The organism is Streptosporangium sp. NPDC000396 (assembly GCF_042898655.1).
Taxonomy (GTDB): domain Bacteria; phylum Actinomycetota; class Actinomycetes; order Streptosporangiales; family Streptosporangiaceae; genus Streptosporangium.
The window spans coordinates 219,644-234,332 of sequence record NZ_JBIAZA010000006.1; the positions used below are offsets into that span (position 1 = coordinate 219,644).

Genomic DNA, 14,689 nt, shown 5'->3' on the forward strand with positions numbered 1-14,689 from the left:
CCGTTTCATGCGGTTTCGCGTGGCCGGAGCCTCTCCGGCGAGCCGAGCCGGAGGGGCCCGTTCACCCCTCGGTGATCAGCTCCAGGCCCTCGGGGAGGCTGCCGTCGTGGGCGGCCTCGGCGAGGAAGAAGAGCAGGGTGGCGCGGAAGGCTTCGGCGGCGCGGGTGGGTTCGACGTCCTTGCGGTGGGCGATGGCGATGGTACGGCGGAGCCCGGGCGGCGCGAGGGGCGTTCCGGTCAGGCCGGGACGGCCGTCCAGGACCATCGAGGGGACCAGGGCGATGCCCAGCCCGGCCTCCACGAAGCGCAGCACGGCGTCCATCTCACCGCCCTCCACCGCCAGCCTGGGCTCGAACCCGGCCTGGCGGCAGGCGTTGAGCGTGGCCTCCCGCAGGTCGTAGCCGCGCCGGAACATCACCATCGGCCGCCCGCGCAGCTCCTCTATCCGCAGGTACGGCTTGCGCACGTGCGAGTCGGAAGGGGAGACGACGACCAGGTTCTCCCGCAGGATCTCCTCGGTGACCAGGGCGGGGTCGTCGCTCTGCAACGGCATGATGATCAACGCCAGGTCGAGCTGTCCCCGGGCGAGCGCGCGGACCAGGTCGCGGGAGCCACCCTCCTCCACGAGCAGCTCGATGCCGGGGTAGGTGCGGTGGAACCTGGCAAGCGCGTCGGCCAGCAGCCCGGCGCAGAGCGAGGGCGTGGCACCCAGCCGGACCCGGCCGCGGCGCAGTCCGGCCAGCTCGCCCACCTCCCGCCGGGCGGTCTCGGCGTCGGCCAGCATCCGGCGGGCCAGCGGCAGCAGGGCCTCTCCGGCGGGGGTGAGGGTGACGTTTCCCCGGGCGCGGCTGAACAGCGGCGCGCCGAGCTCGGCCTCCAGAGCCCTGATCTGCTTGCTCAGTGACGGCTGGGCGACACGCATCCGCTCGGCGGCCTGGGTGAAGTGCCGAGCCTCGGCTACCGCCACGAAATAGGCCAATTGCTGGAGCTGCACGTCTCCTTAGCGTACGGATGTCGTGGCCGCGGATCCGGGGCGCCCCCTGGCGGGGGAGAGGATGTGAGATTGCTCGCATCCGTTGACGGGCCCCTGTCAGGAAAGCCGCCTGGACGCAGAGGTAATAGCCACAGGCTATGGAAACCACATCCATGATGACTTGGACGAAGGGAAACATCGCTACATAGCGTCACGTGAGTGACTGCCACGATTGAGCGCGGCTCCGCCACCGCGCCGCTCAACCCCCCAGGGAACGCCACTCCCAAAGCCGTGAAGACTGTGAAGCCCAAGAGGTCCGGCGGGTTCCTGGGCTCCTCCAACGGGAAAAAGGCCGTGATGGCCGTCACGGGCGCCATCATGGTGCTCTTCCTGATCGGCCACATGGCCGGGAACCTCAAGAGCTTCTTCGGCGCCGAGAGCTTCAACGCCTACGCCGAGTTCCTGCGGACCATGGGCGAGCCGATCTTCCCGCGTCGCGTCCTGCTGAGCCTGGTCGAGGTCGTGCTGGCCGTGTCGGTCGGCCTGCACATGTGGTCGGCGATCTCCCTGGCCCGCCGGGCGAACAAGGCCCGTCCGGTCAAGTACGCGGCCAAGCGCAAGTCCCAGGCGGGCGGCTATGCCGTGCACACCATGCGCTACGGCGGCGTCATCATCGTTCTGTTCCTGATCTGGCACCTGCTGGACCTCACCTTCGGCACGGTCAACCCGGCCGGTTGGAACGGCACGCCGTACGAGCGGCTGGTGGAGGGCTTCGACCCGTCGCGCTGGTGGGTCACGATCTTCTATGTGGCCGCTGTCATCATGGTCGGTCTGCACCTGCGGCACGGCCTGTGGAGCGCGTTCCAGACGCTCGGCCTGGCGAGCGGCCGCAGCTACCGCCCGCTGAAGGGCATCGCCGTCGCGATCTCCGCGGTGCTGGTCCTCGGCTTCCTCGCGGTTCCCGTCGCGGTCATGATCGGAGTGGTCAAGTGAAGAAGTACACCGAAGGCGAGCCGATCCGCGACACCAAGGCTCCCGACGGTCCGATCGAGGACCGCTGGGAGAAGCGGAAGTTCAGCGCCAAGCTGGTCAACCCGGCGAACAAGCGCAAGCTCAACGTCATCGTCGTCGGCACCGGTCTCGCGGGCGGCTCGGCCGCCGCGACCCTCGGCGAGCTGGGCTACAACGTCAAGTCGTTCTGCTACCAGGACTCGCCCCGGCGCGCGCACTCCATCGCGGCCCAGGGCGGCATCAACGCGGCGAAGAACTACCGCGGCGACGGCGACTCGATCTACCGGCTGTTCTACGACACCGTCAAGGGCGGAGACTTCCGCGCCCGCGAGTCGAACGTCTACCGGCTCGCCCAGGTCAGCGTGAACATCATCGACCAGGCCGTGGCCCAGGGCGTACCGTTCGCCCGCGAGTACGGTGGCCTGCTCGACACCCGGTCCTTCGGTGGCGCGCAGGTCTCCCGGACCTTCTACGCCCGGGGACAGACGGGCCAGCAGCTCCTGCTCGGCGCCTACCAGGCGCTGGAGCGGCAGATCGCGGCCGGGACCGTGGAGATGCACACCCGCCATGAGATGCTCGACCTGATCATCTCCGACGGCCGGGCGCGCGGCGTCATCGTCCGCGACATGGTCACCGGCGAGATCGAGCGGCACATCGCCGACGCGGTCGTGCTGGCCAGCGGCGGCTACGGCAACGTGTTCTTCCTGTCCACCAACGCCAAGGGCTGCAACACCACGGCGATCTGGCGGGCGCACCGGCGCGGCGCGATGTTCGCCAACCCCTGCTACACCCAGATCCACCCGACCTGCATCCCGGTCAGCGGTGACTACCAGTCCAAGCTGACCCTGATGTCGGAGTCGCTGCGCAACGACGGCCGCGTGTGGGTGCCGGTCAAGGCGGGCGACAACCGGCCCGCCTCGGAGATCCCCGAGAACGAGCGCGACTACTACCTGGAGCGCATCTACCCGGCGTTCGGCAACCTGGTCCCGCGTGACATCGCCTCGCGCGCCGCCAAGAACGTCTGTGACGAGGGCCGCGGCGTCGGCCCCGGCGGCCTGGGCGTCTACCTCGACTTCGCCGACGCGATCCGCCGCCTGGGTCGCGAGGCGGTGGAGAAGAAGTACGGCAACCTCTTCGAGATGTACGAGCGCATCACCGGTGAGGACCCCTACACCCAGCCGATGCGCATCTACCCCGCCGTGCACTACACGATGGGCGGCCTGTGGGTGGACTACGACCTGCAGTCCACGATCCCCGGCCTGTTCGTGATCGGCGAGGCCAACTTCTCCGACCACGGCGCCAACCGCCTCGGCGCCTCGGCGCTGATGCAGGGCCTGGCCGACGGCTACTTCGTGCTGCCGACCACGATCGGCGACTACCTCGCGAACGGCCCCTACGGGGAGGTCGACGAGGAGGCCGTGGCCGAGGCCGAGGTCGCGGTGCGCGAGAAGATCAACAAGCTGCTGTCGAACAACGGCAGCCGCACCGCCGACTCCTACCACCGCGAGCTGGGCAAGCTCATGTGGGACTACTGCGGCATGGAGCGCACCGACGAGTCGCTGCGCAAGGCGCTGGAGCGGATTCCGGAGCTTCGCAAGGAGTTCTGGGAGAACGTGAAGGTGTCCGGCGAGGCCGACGAGCTCAACCAGGCTCTGGAGCGGGCCGGCCGGGTGGCCGACTTCTTCGACCTGGCCGAGCTCATGTGCATCGACGCGCTGCACCGCACCGAGTCGTGCGGCGGCCACTTCCGCGCCGAGTCGCAGGACGCCGACGGTGAGGCCCTGCGCGACGACGAGAACTTCGCCTACGTCGCGGCCTGGGAGTACGGCGAGCAGGGCCCGATCCTGCACAAGGAAGACCTCAACTACGAGTACGTCAAGATGAGCCAGCGGAGCTACAAGTGAGCGAACAAGGAGCGGTGAGCGAACCATGGGTATGAACCTCACCCTCAAGGTCTGGCGTCAGAAGGGCCCCGAGGACAAGGGCCGCATGGTCACCTACCGGGTGGAGGACGTGTCCCCGGACATGTCCTTCCTGGAGATGCTCGACGTGCTCAACGAGCGTCTCATCCTGGAGGGCGACGACCCGATCGCCTTCGACCACGACTGCCGCGAGGGCATCTGCGGCATGTGCGGCATGGTCATCAACGGTGTCGCGCACGGCGAGCAGGTGGCCACCACCACCTGCCAGCTGCACATGCGGCACTTCGAGGACAACGCGGTCATCACCATCGAGCCGTGGCGCGCCGCGCCCTTCCCGGTGGTGAAGGACCTGGTCGTGGACCGCTCCGCGTTCGACCGGATCATCCAGGCGGGCGGCTTCATCTCCGTCCCGGCCGGATCGGCCCCCGACGCGCACAGCGTTCCGGTGAAGAAGGTCGACGCCGACGCCGCGTTCGACGCGGCCACCTGCATCGGCTGCGGCGCCTGCGTCGCCGCCTGCCCGAACGGCTCGGCCTCCCTGTTCACCGCCGCGAAGATCACCCACCTCAGCCTTCTCCCGCAGGGCCAGCCCGAGCGCGACTCCCGCGCCAGGGCCATGGTCGAGCAGATGGACGCCGAGGGCTTCGGTGGCTGCACCAACACCGGCGAGTGCACCGCGGTCTGCCCCAAGGGCATCCCGCTGGACACCATCGCCCAGATGAACCGCGACTACCTCAAGGCAGCGAAGTAGGTTCAAGGCACCTCGCCGCGACCACGCCGCGGGCCGTACCGGATCCCCTCCGGTACGGCCCGCGTTTTCGTTCCAAGCACGGGGGCACGTGGTGCCGTGGTGCGGGCCGGCCAGTCAAGACGGGCTTGACGGCCGGGCAAGGCCGGTCTGGTGAGTAGTTCCAGGCTCAGCCCTCACGTGCTTCCTCACGGGCCACTCTCAGCCGCCATCCGGCCGCTGTCCAGCATGCCCCCCAGAGCAGGAAGAACGGCGACCACAGCAGCAGATCCCAGTGCGCCAGGTCGCGAGCCAGCGTGGCGTGCTCGACCGGTGGCGGGCGGACCCCGGTCAGCAGCAGCGTGTCGCCGACGAAGCCGAACCCCAGCACTCCGACCGACCTGGCGATCATGAAGATCCCCAGCGTCAGGGTGATCATGAGCAGCAGTCGGCGCGGGACGGCCGCGCCCCAGGGCCGCACGGTGGCCAGCGCGACGATGACACCGACCACCGCGGCGCCGGCCAGCACCCAGTGGCTCGCCACGAACAGCGGATCACGTGCGAGCAGCCGTTCGTGCAACTCCGGGGGTAGCGGGTCCTTGTCGGCCAGCGCATTGGCCCCCAGCGCCTGGGCGAGCTTCATCGATCCGTAGGCGGCCGCGCATGCCGCCGCCCCGTACGCGCCCACCCGCGCCCGATCAGCCCACGACATGTCGTCTCGTCGCTGCCACGTAGGACCGGGCCATCTCCACGAACAGCCCAATGACGACGACCCCGAGGACGCCGTGGTACCACTGCCAGCCCACGCCGATGCCGATGAACCCGTCCAGGATCATGATCCCGGCGCCGCCGCCGACGGCCGGCAGCATCACGGCGAGCACGAGCAGCATCAACGTTCTGGGCACCTTGCGCCCCAGCGCCGTGACCGTGGCGACGGCGACGCACGCGCCCAGCACGCCGGACGCGCTCGCGAGCCACTGCCCCCGGGCCGGGTCGAGGAAGTAGCTTGCCGTCTCGGCAGCCGACACGGGCGGGCCGCCGGGAAACCCGAGCTGAGCCTGCAGGGCGAAGGCGGCCTTCCCCGCGGCGTAGCCGAGGAACAACACCGCCAGCGCGTACGCAGGCCAGCGCCGTGAGTGAGCAGAATCAACCATGACCGCGACCGTAGTCACCGGGCAGAAGGCATCACTCCCCCCTGTGAGGGAGACGCCTCCCCCATAGGGGTGCTTTGGGCCTGTCCAGTTAATACAAGTAGAGGCACACGTCGACCGAAGATCACCCAGCGCCCACTTCACCTGGTTTCACGGGCCTGGAGTGGAGCAGGACCGGTCCGGTGAGTAGTGCCATAGTGGTGGCGATGCCGATGGTGGGCTGCGCCGGGTGAGCCACCTCCAGCCCACCCGTGAGGCGGCAGCTTCGGTGATGCGTCTGATGCCCACCCCACCACCTGACCGCGTCCCCGAGAGCCACGAATAAACCTTGATACGGCCTACGACACCTGATCGTCGATCGAAGGTGGTTCTGTAGGCGAATTGCGAATCTGGATCAAAGTCCGTGAAGCGCTCACGGACAGTGGTCCAGAGTCAACTGATGGAAAGGCCGGGTGGCGTCCTGAAGCCGGTGTAAATGAGGAACGGGCGTAGGTTCCAGCTTCGAGACCTGCGAAGTTTCGAAGGAAGGGACCCACGCCCGTGTCCTCACGGGGATCACCGACCGACCGTGTCCGCCGCCTCCCGCCCGTTCGGCAAGCACGTCACCAAGACCCACGCCTTGGAGTCGCTGGTGATCGCCGCGATCGAGCAGGTCTTCCCCGCCGCGCTGCGCCAAAGATGTCTGATCCATCGCCTGCGCAATGTCATGGCGAAGACTCCTGCGGGGATGCAGGCCGAGATCCGCGACAGCTACTGGGTCGTCTTCGACACCAGCGATCTGAAGACCGAGCCCGGTCCGCAACTGGTCGAGCTGATCGACCACCGCCTGAGCGAGTTCATCGACCGCTACCGCGCCACCTACCCTGCCGCGTAACCAGCTCGTGGACGGTCCGGTGATCGTGGCCAAGGTCTTTAGGATTGTGCGCCATCCGGCCCTGGCCCGGCGCCAACTCGTTAGATCATGCCCCCGGCGGCGTTGATGGTCTGGCCGGTGATCCAGCGGGCGGCGTCGGAGGCCAGGAACGCGACGACGTCGGCGATGTCGGCTGGTTCGCCCAGGCGGCCCAGCGGTGTGCGAGCCTTGGCATCGTCAATGACGTGCGGGGGCACGGTGTCGATGACGTCGGTACGGGTCAGGCCGGGCAGGACGCTGTTGACCGTGACGGATCTGGAGCCCACCTCCCAGGCCAGCGTACGGGCGAGCTGGTCACCGGCGGCCTTGCCGGCGGCCAGCAGCGCCATGCCGGGCAGCGGCGACACGGTCAGCGCGGAAGAGATCAAGATGATCCGGCCGTGATCGTTGATCCGCTGCGCGGCCTCGCGCAGGGCGACGAACGTGGCCCGCACGTTGGCGTGCAGGTATTGGTCGAAGTCGTCATCGGTGGCGCGGGCCAGCGGCCCAGCGGTCGCCGTGGCCGCGTTGTTCACCCACACATCCACCCGGCCGTACTGGCTCTCGGCCGCATCGAACAACTCCTTGACCGCCTCGGGGCGGGTGATGTCGGCGCGGACCGCGGTGGCCAGCCCGCCCGCGTCCTTGATCTGGTCCACCGCCTGCGCGGCCGTCTCCTGGTCGCGGGAGCCGATGACGACGCGCATTCCCGCCGCGGCGAGCCGGTCGCTGATAGCCCGTCCGATGCCGCGCGATCCGCCGGTGACGACTGCGACCCGATCGTCGATACGCATAACCTCTCCAATTGGTCGATGCCATGGATAGTCCACAGCATCGACTAATTTGGTAGAGAGTGTCAACTGTCCAGGTAGTAGACTGCCTGCCATGGCCGCCACACCCGATGACGAACTCGTCGAGACGCTGATCGGCGTCTTCATGGAGATCGACGGCCTGTTCAGCACGGCGAGCCGCCGGCTTGGACTAACCCCCCAGCAAGCGCAACTACTGTGCTTCGCCCAACATCTGCAGCCATCCTTCGGCGAGCTCGCGACCCTGCTGCACTGCGACAAGACCAACATCACCGGCCTGGTCGACCGGCTTCAGCGACGCGGCCTGCTCACCCGCCAACCCGACCCCAACGACCGCCGGATGACCCGTGTCCATCTCACCCCCCAGGGCGAGGCGGTCACCGGCCAATTCCAGCAAGCCATCAACACCACCCTGACCACCCGCTTCAGTTCCTGGCCCAGCACCCAACGCGACAGCCTCGTCCGCCTGCTCCAATCCGCCACAGCGGCACTACGTTCCTGATCTCAGCGGCCATCTCCGACCCCAACACGCCACCGGCCCGCAAAGACGATCACACCGAACCGCCACCGCACCGCGTGACCTCACCATGAAGCCGGAACCACACCCCCGATTCACACCGGACTCCGGACGCCACCGAAGGCCGTGTGCGGGTCCCGAGCGTCGGTTCGTCGGATCAGCCTGGTGCCGGCGTGCAGTTCATGCGCGTCGGCTACCGCAACCCATGAGGACACGGCAGACGACGATACGTTGAGCGTCACTAACGTCTGGAATGGAGCGGATGATGACAGGATCCGACGGGCCAGTGATGGCTGAGCTGGAGGACCTCATCGCCAAGGGACGCAAGCACGGGGCGCGCAAGCGGGTCATTCTGCTGCAGGCCGCCCGCCTGTTCGTCGAGCGCGGCTACGACGTCACCGGGATCGACGACATCGGCGCTGCGGCTGGTGTGAGTGGGCCTGCGGTCTATCGGCACTTCGCGGGCAAGCAGGGCATTCTCATCGCTCTGATCGAGTTGTCGATGGAGCGGTTGCAAGAAGGCAGCCGTGTCGTGCTGGAGGCTCGAGAGCGGGAGCCGGGGGAGCGGCTGGTCATGCTGGTGGACTGGTTTTCGGCCTTCGCTCTGGAGAACCAGGAGTTGATGCTGATCCTGCAGGGGGAACTGTCGAGACTGCCTGAGGAGGATCGGCGGCGTCTCCATCGCCAGATGCGGACTTTGCGTGAAGAGTGGGGCGCCCTGCTCGTCGAGGTGCGGCCCGATCTGTCCGGCCTGGGTGCCCAGATCGCGGTCACGTCGGTCCTCGGAATGGTCACCCCGGTGGTCGCCGCCCGTCTGGGGGGAGAGACTGCGGTCGTCCGCGAGCATCTGAGAGCTCAGATGCTCGCGGTGATGCGAGCATCCGCTCCTTCCTCACCGCTTCCGGCAAAAAGTTAACGGCACTATACTTTTTTCATGATCGGCGTGCGTGAGTGCCGTGCGCGGCAGCATGCCCATGAAGATGAGGTGCGCGGTGGAACAATGGATCGAGAGCAATGGCGTTCGACTGTGGTGCGAGGCCAGGGGAAATCCGGCCGACCCGGCGATTTTGCTGGTGATGGGTCTCGGCGCTCAGGGAACCGCCTGGCCAGAGGACCTGTGCGAGATGCTTCGAGCTGGAGGGCACTGCGTCGTTCGCTACGACAACCGGGACACCGGCCTGTCCGGGCGTGTCGACTACGAGGCGCGACCGTACACGCTGACCGACCTGGCCGATGATGCGGTCGGCCTGCTCGACGGGCTGGGTATCGAGACCGCGCACGTGGTCGGAGCCTCAATGGGCGGCATGATCGTGCAAGAGATCGCCTTGGAACATCCTGGGCGTGTGCGCACTCTGACGGCTGTCATGTCCGCGGCGGTCGCCATCGATCCCGAGACGGGCACCTTCCAAGGCTCCGAACGGGATCCGCGACTTCTCGAGTGGGACGCCCGGCAGGCCGCCGACCCGCCCGCCACGGAAGAACAGCAGATCCAGGCCAGAGTCGACCTCGCTCGTATCCTGACCGGCTCCCTCACCCCGTTCGATGAGACGGCGACACGCCAGATGATCGCGCAGGAGTTTGCCCGAGCTGGAGACATGGCGCACACCATGCAGAATCACATCCTCGCGGTGATGGCCTCACGTGACCGTTCCGAGCTCGTCGGCTCCATCACTGCCCCCACCTTGGTGATCCATGGCACGGAGGATCTCATGGCGCCCTTCGAGCAGGGCAGGGCGCTCGCCGCGGCGATCCCCGGCAGCGTCCTGGTGCCCATCGAAGGGATGGGCCATACCATGCCCACGCCGGCGCTTCCCCTCATCGCCTCCGCGATCCTCCAGCACACCAACCACGCAGGCCTCTGAACTCTGACCCCGAACGGCACAGGGGAGGGCCCGGCATCTGCCGGGCCCTCTTCATGCTTGAACGAGGTTCTCTGGCCGCTTGGTCCAAACGGGGCTCGGCGCAGCGGCCCACCCGGCGCAGCCCCTGGCACGCCTGGGGCGGTCCGTCGTTCGCGGTGGGTGCGCGATCGGCATGAGGCGTCGTATGGGTAGATTCGGGGCGTGATCCGGATCGAGCTGGATGAGCTCACGCTGGCCAGGACGAGAATCGCGACGAGCCCGCTCTGGGAGACGCTGTGCAGTCTCTTCCTGCTCCGCCGGGCGTACGTGCCCTGGCCGTACGACGGGTGGGCGGCGCGTGCCAGGTCGGTGCTGGCCACGGTTCCGGAGACCGCGCCTGTCGATCTCGTCCTCCGGCTCGGCTCGCGCTTCCCCGACTTTCTCTCACCGATTCCCCGATCGGCGTCCCCGACGATCGAGGAGGAACTCGACCGCCTGCGCGCCACCGGCCCCGACGTCATCGCCGCCGAGATGAACGTCCAGACGAGCACGCCTGATCTGGACCGGTTCCTCAAGGACCCGGTCCGGGCTCTTGGCGAGCTGGCGGACGGGCTCCAGGCGTACTGGGACGCGGCGCTGGCGCCGTACTGGCCGGCCATGTGCGGCGCGCTGGACGAGGAGATGCTCTTCCGGGCGCGGCTGCTGGCCGCCGACGGCCCCGACGCGCTCCTCGGGGCCCTGCACGATCGCGTCAGGTGGGAGTATCCCGTGCTCACGTTGGTCAAGCCGCCCGAGGCGGCCAGATCACACGAGCACGCGTTCGCCTTCGACGACCAGCGGCTGCTGCTGATCCCGTTGATCTTCTCGCGGGGCGCCCTGATGTGCTCCACGAGGGAGGAGGACGTGGTGGCCGTCTCCTACCAGGCTCGCGGCTCGGTGGTGCTCGCCGACAGAGGCCGGGAACGCCCCGAGGAGACGGAGCAGGACAGGCTCGCGGTGCTCCTCGGCAACGGCCGGGCCGCCGTGCTGCGCGCGCTGTACCCCCGGCCCTCGACGACGGCCGGGCTCGCGGCGACGCTCGGACTCGCGCCCAGCACCGTGTCCGAGCACCTGTCCGTCCTGGTGGCCGCTGGTGTCGCGCATCGCCACAGGGCGGGCCGCCGGGTGCTGTACGGCCTGGAGCCCGCCGGGCTCTCCCTGGTCGACCTGCTGGGCCCGCCGGAGGCGGTGCGCCTGCTCGGCTGAGCATTCGGCGGCTGCCGAATCCATCGCCGCCCGGCAGGCGGACGCGTACCGTCCCTTCCATGACGGACCATGTGATCGTGGCTCGTGACCTGCGCCGTTCCGAGGGCCGGGGAGTGAGCTTCGCCGTACGGCGGGGCGAGGTCTTCGGCCTGTTCGGCGCGGGAGCGGCCACCACCATCAGGATGCTCGCCACACTGCTCGCTCCGGCCGGTGGCACCGCCAGGGTGTGCGGCTACGACGTGGTCGAGCAGCGCCGGCAGGTGCGTCGCTGTATCGGTTCGGTGTCCGGCGGTCGCCTGTGGAGCGCGCTCTCCGCCGCCGACAACCTGCGCTTCTTCGCCGAACTGTACGGCGTGCCGCCCCGGGACCGGCGCGATCGGATCGAGGAGGCGCTCGATCTCGTCGGCCTTTCGGGAGGCGAAGGCGCCGGTGCCTGGTCGCCGCAGTCGCGCGTTCGCCTGCGGGTCGCGAGCAGCCTTCTGCGTTCGCCCGAGGCGCTTTTCGTCGACGAACCGTCGATCGAGATCGGCCCCGCGGTCTCCGCCATCGCGGCGCGTGGCACGACCGTGGTGCTGACCACTCGGGACGCCGCGCGGTGTGATCGGGTCGCGGTGTTCGCCGGCGGCGGCCTCGTCGAGCTGGGCCCGCCCGCCGGGTTGAGTACGCCCGCCGGACTGGGCACGCCCATCGAACCGGGCACGCCCGCCGAGCTGGGCACGCCCTCCGAGCCGGGCATGCCCGCTGGTCTCGATCGGTCGGCCGCGCGCCGGGCGGCCGGCGGGCATGATTCTCAGGGGGTGGCCGCGTGAGCGCGGGGCCGATTCCCTACCGAGGCGCGCCGCCGAAGCGGGACCCGCGCCGCCGGCGGGTGCTGCGTGCGCTGACGGTCGGCGTGTTCCTGCATCTCAAGCGGTTGGCCGTCGGTCGCCGGGGCGGGTTCTAGCCGGCGGCTCGGTGGGGGCCGATGTTCTCGACGATCTCGTGGCGCAGCGTCCCGGCGTCGATGCGGGCCTGGTCGAGGACGCGGCGGGCCAGGCCGTCGCCCCCGCGGAGCAGACCCAGGAGGATGTGGCCGTCGCCGATGTGCCTGTGCTTGAGGGCGATGGCCTCCCGCAGGGAGAGCTCCAGGGCTTTCTTCGCGGGGGAGGAGAACGGGATGTGACGGCCGCTGCGGAGGCGGCCACGGTGGTCTCGCTCCGGTTTCCGGTCGAGGGCGCCGGGGCCGAAGGCCGCTTCGACCTTCTCCCGGATCGCGTCGAGATCGATGCCGATCGTCTCCAGGGCGTCCCTGTCCAGTTCCCCGGTCGGTGCGGGGCCGATGATGCGAACCACCGCGGCGGACGCCTCCGCGTGGTCGAGCCCGTGCCGGGCCAGAAGACGTGCCGACAGGGTGGCCGACTGCTCGCACAGGCCGAGCAGGAGATGCTCGGTGCCGATCTGGTTGTGGTGAAGCCGCCGGGCGTTCGCCTGCGCGAGCGTCACGACCTGCCGGGCTTCCTGGGTGAACCGTTCGAACATGCTATTTCTCCCGCCTCAACAGACCGCGGCCCCCTGCGTACTTCTTGTGCACCGCCTGCCGGGTGACTTCCAGGCAGTAGGCGATCTCCTGCCAGGACCAGCCCTGCTCCCTGGCGTTCTCCACCTGAAGGGCCTCCAACCTGTCGACCAGCATTCGCAGCGCTCGCACGGCCCGCAGGCCGACGGCTGGATCGCGGCTGCTCGCATCGGAGGCCAGCTGTGCCGTATCGCTCATGTATGTCAATTTAAGTTGACGCCACACACTTGTCAACTCTGATTGACGCATCGTTGGTCGGAAAATGGTTTGCCCGGCGAGACCGGGATTTGTCAGCCTGGAACGGCTATGCGCTCCTTACCTGCCGCCGATCCCGGCATTCCTGACGCCCGCAGCCCGATTCGATATCTGCGCTGGGTGGCCCGCAAGCAGGCGGGCACCCTCTTCCTCGGCATCGGCTATGCCACCCTGTGGTGGCTCGCCATGGCGTTGGTGCCGGCGGTGATGGGCAAGGGCATCGACGCCATCAGGGCCAAGGACATGACGGCCCTGCTCATCTGGGCCGCGGTGCTGTTCGGCCTGGGCGTCGTGCAGGCGCTCGCGGGCATCCTGCGGCACCGGATGGCCGTCTACAACTGGCTGAGCGCCGCCTACCGGACCGTCCAGGTCACCGTCAGGCAGGCGACCCGGCTGGGCGCGACCCTGCCCAAGCGCATATCCACCGGCGAGGTCGTCAGCGTCGGCAACTCCGACATCGCCCACATCGGCAACGCGATGGACATCCTGCTCCGGGGCACCGGTGCGGTCGTCACCATCGTCACGGTGACCGTCATCCTGATCAGGACCTCGCTGCCGCTGGGCCTGATGGTGCTGGTCGGCGTGCCGCTCATGGCCGCCGCGGTAGGCCCCCTGCTCAGGCCGCTGCACAAGCGCCAGCACGTCCACCGCGACCTGCAGGGCGACCTGTCCACCCGGGCCGCCGACATCGTCGCGGGCCTGCGAGTGCTGCGCGGCATCGGCGGCGAGCAGGTCTTCGCCGACCGCTACACCGCCGAATCCCAGAAGGTACGGCACGCGGGCGTGCGGGTGGCCTCGGTCGAGTCGGTGCTGGAGGGCGCGCAGATCCTGCTGCCCGGCCTGCTGATCGCCGGGGTGACCTGGCTGGGCGCGACCTTCGCGATGCGGGGCGAGATCACCGCGGGCCAGCTCGTCGCCTTCTACGGCTACGCGGTCTTCCTGATCGCCCCCATGCGGGCGCTCACGGAGGCGGCCGACAAGCTGACCAAGGGACACGTCGCCGCAGGCAGGGTGGTGCGCATCCTGTCGCTGGAGCCGGAGGTGAGCGGCGGCACCGGCCGCTCCGACGGGGGCCTGCTGCGCGACGTGGCCTCCGGGGTCGCGGTCCGCCCCGGAACGTTCGTCGCCATCGCGGCGGCCACGCCCGAGGAGGCCGTCGCGATCGCCGACCGGCTCGGCCGCTACGACGACGGCGACGTGGACTTCGGTGACGTGCCGCTGGACACCCTGCCGATCGCCGAGGTCCGCCGCCGGATCCTGGTCGCGGACAACGGCGCCAGGCTCTTCGCCGGCGTGCTCAGGGACGAGCTGGACGTCGCCGGTGAGGCCTCCGCAGAGAAGGTCGCCGACGCGCTGTACGCCGCGTGCGCCGAGGACATCGTCGAGGCGCTGCCCGGGGGCCTCGACGGGCACGTCGCCGAGTCGGGCCGGGAGTTCTCCGGCGGCCAGCAGCAGCGGCTGCGGCTGGCCAGGGCGCTGATCGCCGACCCGGAGGTGCTCGTCCTCATCGAGCCCACCAGCGCGGTGGACGCTCACACCGAGGCCCGCATCGCCGACCGGCTGGCCAAGGCCCGCGCCGGGAAGGCCACGCTGGTCTGCACGACCAGCCCGCTGGTGCTCGACCGCACCGATCACGTCTTCTACGTCGAGGACGGCCGCGTGCGCGCCCAGGGAACGCACCGGGAACTACTGGCCACCGCGCCGGCCTACAACGCCGTCGTCACCAGGGGAGAGGACTCTTGAGCAAGCGAGCCGGCGGGCGCCGCCCGCGTTCCGGCACAGGCTCCGAGC

Annotated in this window: 17 protein-coding genes; 11 read left to right on the forward strand and 6 right to left on the reverse strand. The window is 69.1% G+C overall.

Annotation, left to right across the window (positions count from 1 at the left end; all coding sequences use genetic code 11):
• Nucleotides 1-61: 61 nt before the first annotated feature.
• The gene (locus ACFY2X_RS12160) at nucleotides 62-994 is read right to left on the reverse strand and encodes a LysR family transcriptional regulator (protein ID WP_389936391.1); all 933 of its coding nucleotides are present in this window, start codon (nucleotides 992-994) and stop codon (nucleotides 62-64) included.
• Between the two features lie 198 nt (nucleotides 995-1,192).
• On the opposite strand from ACFY2X_RS12160, the gene ACFY2X_RS12165 reads away from it, so the two are divergent.
• From ACFY2X_RS12165 to ACFY2X_RS12175, 3 genes are read left to right on the forward strand one after another with little or no spacing between them, the layout of a single operon-like run.
• Nucleotides 1,193-1,966, forward strand: coding sequence for a succinate dehydrogenase cytochrome b subunit (locus ACFY2X_RS12165; RefSeq protein ID WP_389936394.1), 774 nt, complete (start codon nucleotides 1,193-1,195; stop codon nucleotides 1,964-1,966).
• Nucleotides 1,963-3,888 carry a fumarate reductase/succinate dehydrogenase flavoprotein subunit gene (locus ACFY2X_RS12170; protein WP_389936397.1) on the forward strand — a complete coding sequence of 642 codons (1,926 nt, stop codon included), beginning with the start codon at nucleotides 1,963-1,965 and terminating at the stop codon, nucleotides 3,886-3,888. The genes ACFY2X_RS12165 and ACFY2X_RS12170 overlap by 4 nt, the downstream gene beginning before the upstream one ends.
• 31 nt (nucleotides 3,889-3,919) lie before the next feature.
• Entirely contained in the window at nucleotides 3,920-4,657 is a 738-nt protein-coding gene (locus ACFY2X_RS12175) for a succinate dehydrogenase/fumarate reductase iron-sulfur subunit (protein WP_389936836.1), read from the forward strand.
• Nucleotides 4,658-4,823: 166 nt separating this feature from the next.
• Here ACFY2X_RS12175 and ACFY2X_RS12180 read toward each other — a convergent pair whose 3' ends face one another.
• Nucleotides 4,824-5,345 carry a DUF3995 domain-containing protein gene (locus ACFY2X_RS12180; RefSeq protein WP_389936400.1) on the reverse strand — a complete coding sequence of 174 codons (522 nt, stop codon included), beginning with the start codon at nucleotides 5,343-5,345 and terminating at the stop codon, nucleotides 4,824-4,826.
• Nucleotides 5,332-5,787, reverse strand: coding sequence for a hypothetical protein (locus ACFY2X_RS12185; protein ID WP_389936403.1), 456 nt, complete (start codon nucleotides 5,785-5,787; stop codon nucleotides 5,332-5,334). The genes ACFY2X_RS12180 and ACFY2X_RS12185 overlap by 14 nt, the downstream gene beginning before the upstream one ends.
• Before the next feature lie 565 nt (nucleotides 5,788-6,352).
• Here ACFY2X_RS12185 and ACFY2X_RS12190 point away from each other — a divergent pair.
• Nucleotides 6,353-6,658, forward strand: coding sequence for a transposase (locus ACFY2X_RS12190; RefSeq protein ID WP_389936405.1), 306 nt, complete (start codon nucleotides 6,353-6,355; stop codon nucleotides 6,656-6,658).
• A gap of 80 nt (nucleotides 6,659-6,738) precedes the next feature.
• Here the strand turns inward: ACFY2X_RS12190 and ACFY2X_RS12195 are convergent, their stop codons facing one another.
• The gene (locus ACFY2X_RS12195) at nucleotides 6,739-7,470 is read right to left on the reverse strand and encodes an SDR family NAD(P)-dependent oxidoreductase (protein WP_389936408.1); all 732 of its coding nucleotides are present in this window, start codon (nucleotides 7,468-7,470) and stop codon (nucleotides 6,739-6,741) included.
• 91 nt (nucleotides 7,471-7,561) lie between these two features.
• Between ACFY2X_RS12195 and ACFY2X_RS12200 the strand changes: the two genes are divergently transcribed.
• The 6 genes from ACFY2X_RS12200 (at nucleotide 7,562) to ACFY2X_RS12225 (ending at nucleotide 12,031) form a co-directional block, all read left to right on the forward strand.
• A complete protein-coding gene (locus tag ACFY2X_RS12200) occupies nucleotides 7,562-7,987 on the forward strand; it encodes a MarR family winged helix-turn-helix transcriptional regulator (protein WP_389936411.1) in 426 nt (141 codons plus the stop codon).
• A gap of 268 nt (nucleotides 7,988-8,255) precedes the next feature.
• Nucleotides 8,256-8,918, forward strand: a complete 663-nt coding sequence (locus tag ACFY2X_RS12205; RefSeq protein WP_389936414.1) for a TetR/AcrR family transcriptional regulator — start codon at nucleotides 8,256-8,258, stop codon at nucleotides 8,916-8,918.
• 31 nt (nucleotides 8,919-8,949) lie between these two features.
• Complete coding sequence (locus ACFY2X_RS12210; RefSeq protein ID WP_389936417.1) at nucleotides 8,950-9,864, forward strand: alpha/beta fold hydrolase; 915 nt, start codon at nucleotides 8,950-8,952, stop codon at nucleotides 9,862-9,864.
• Between the two features lie 201 nt (nucleotides 9,865-10,065).
• Complete coding sequence (locus tag ACFY2X_RS12215) at nucleotides 10,066-11,088, forward strand: ArsR/SmtB family transcription factor (RefSeq protein WP_389936419.1); 1,023 nt, start codon at nucleotides 10,066-10,068, stop codon at nucleotides 11,086-11,088.
• A 59-nt stretch (nucleotides 11,089-11,147) separates the two neighbouring features.
• Entirely contained in the window at nucleotides 11,148-11,897 is a 750-nt protein-coding gene (locus ACFY2X_RS12220; RefSeq protein ID WP_389936422.1) for an ATP-binding cassette domain-containing protein, read from the forward strand.
• Nucleotides 11,894-12,031 (forward strand): hypothetical protein, encoded by a 138-nt coding sequence (locus tag ACFY2X_RS12225; RefSeq protein WP_389936425.1) that lies wholly within the window; start codon nucleotides 11,894-11,896, stop codon nucleotides 12,029-12,031. The genes ACFY2X_RS12220 and ACFY2X_RS12225 overlap by 4 nt, the downstream gene beginning before the upstream one ends.
• Here the strand turns inward: ACFY2X_RS12225 and ACFY2X_RS12230 are convergent.
• The gene (locus ACFY2X_RS12230; protein WP_389936428.1) at nucleotides 12,028-12,606 is read right to left on the reverse strand and encodes a Clp protease N-terminal domain-containing protein; all 579 of its coding nucleotides are present in this window, start codon (nucleotides 12,604-12,606) and stop codon (nucleotides 12,028-12,030) included. The two genes, ACFY2X_RS12225 and ACFY2X_RS12230, sit on opposite strands and share 4 nt — an antisense overlap.
• 1 nt (nucleotide 12,607) lies before the next feature.
• Nucleotides 12,608-12,841: an RNA polymerase subunit sigma-70 gene (locus tag ACFY2X_RS12235; protein ID WP_389936431.1), complete on the reverse strand. Its 234-nt coding sequence runs from the start codon at nucleotides 12,839-12,841 to the stop codon at nucleotides 12,608-12,610.
• A gap of 108 nt (nucleotides 12,842-12,949) precedes the next feature.
• On the opposite strand from ACFY2X_RS12235, the gene ACFY2X_RS12240 reads away from it, so the two are divergent.
• Nucleotides 12,950-14,641, forward strand: coding sequence for an ABC transporter transmembrane domain-containing protein (locus ACFY2X_RS12240; RefSeq protein ID WP_389936434.1), 1,692 nt, complete (start codon nucleotides 12,950-12,952; stop codon nucleotides 14,639-14,641).
• Nucleotides 14,642-14,689: the final 48 nt, after the last annotated feature.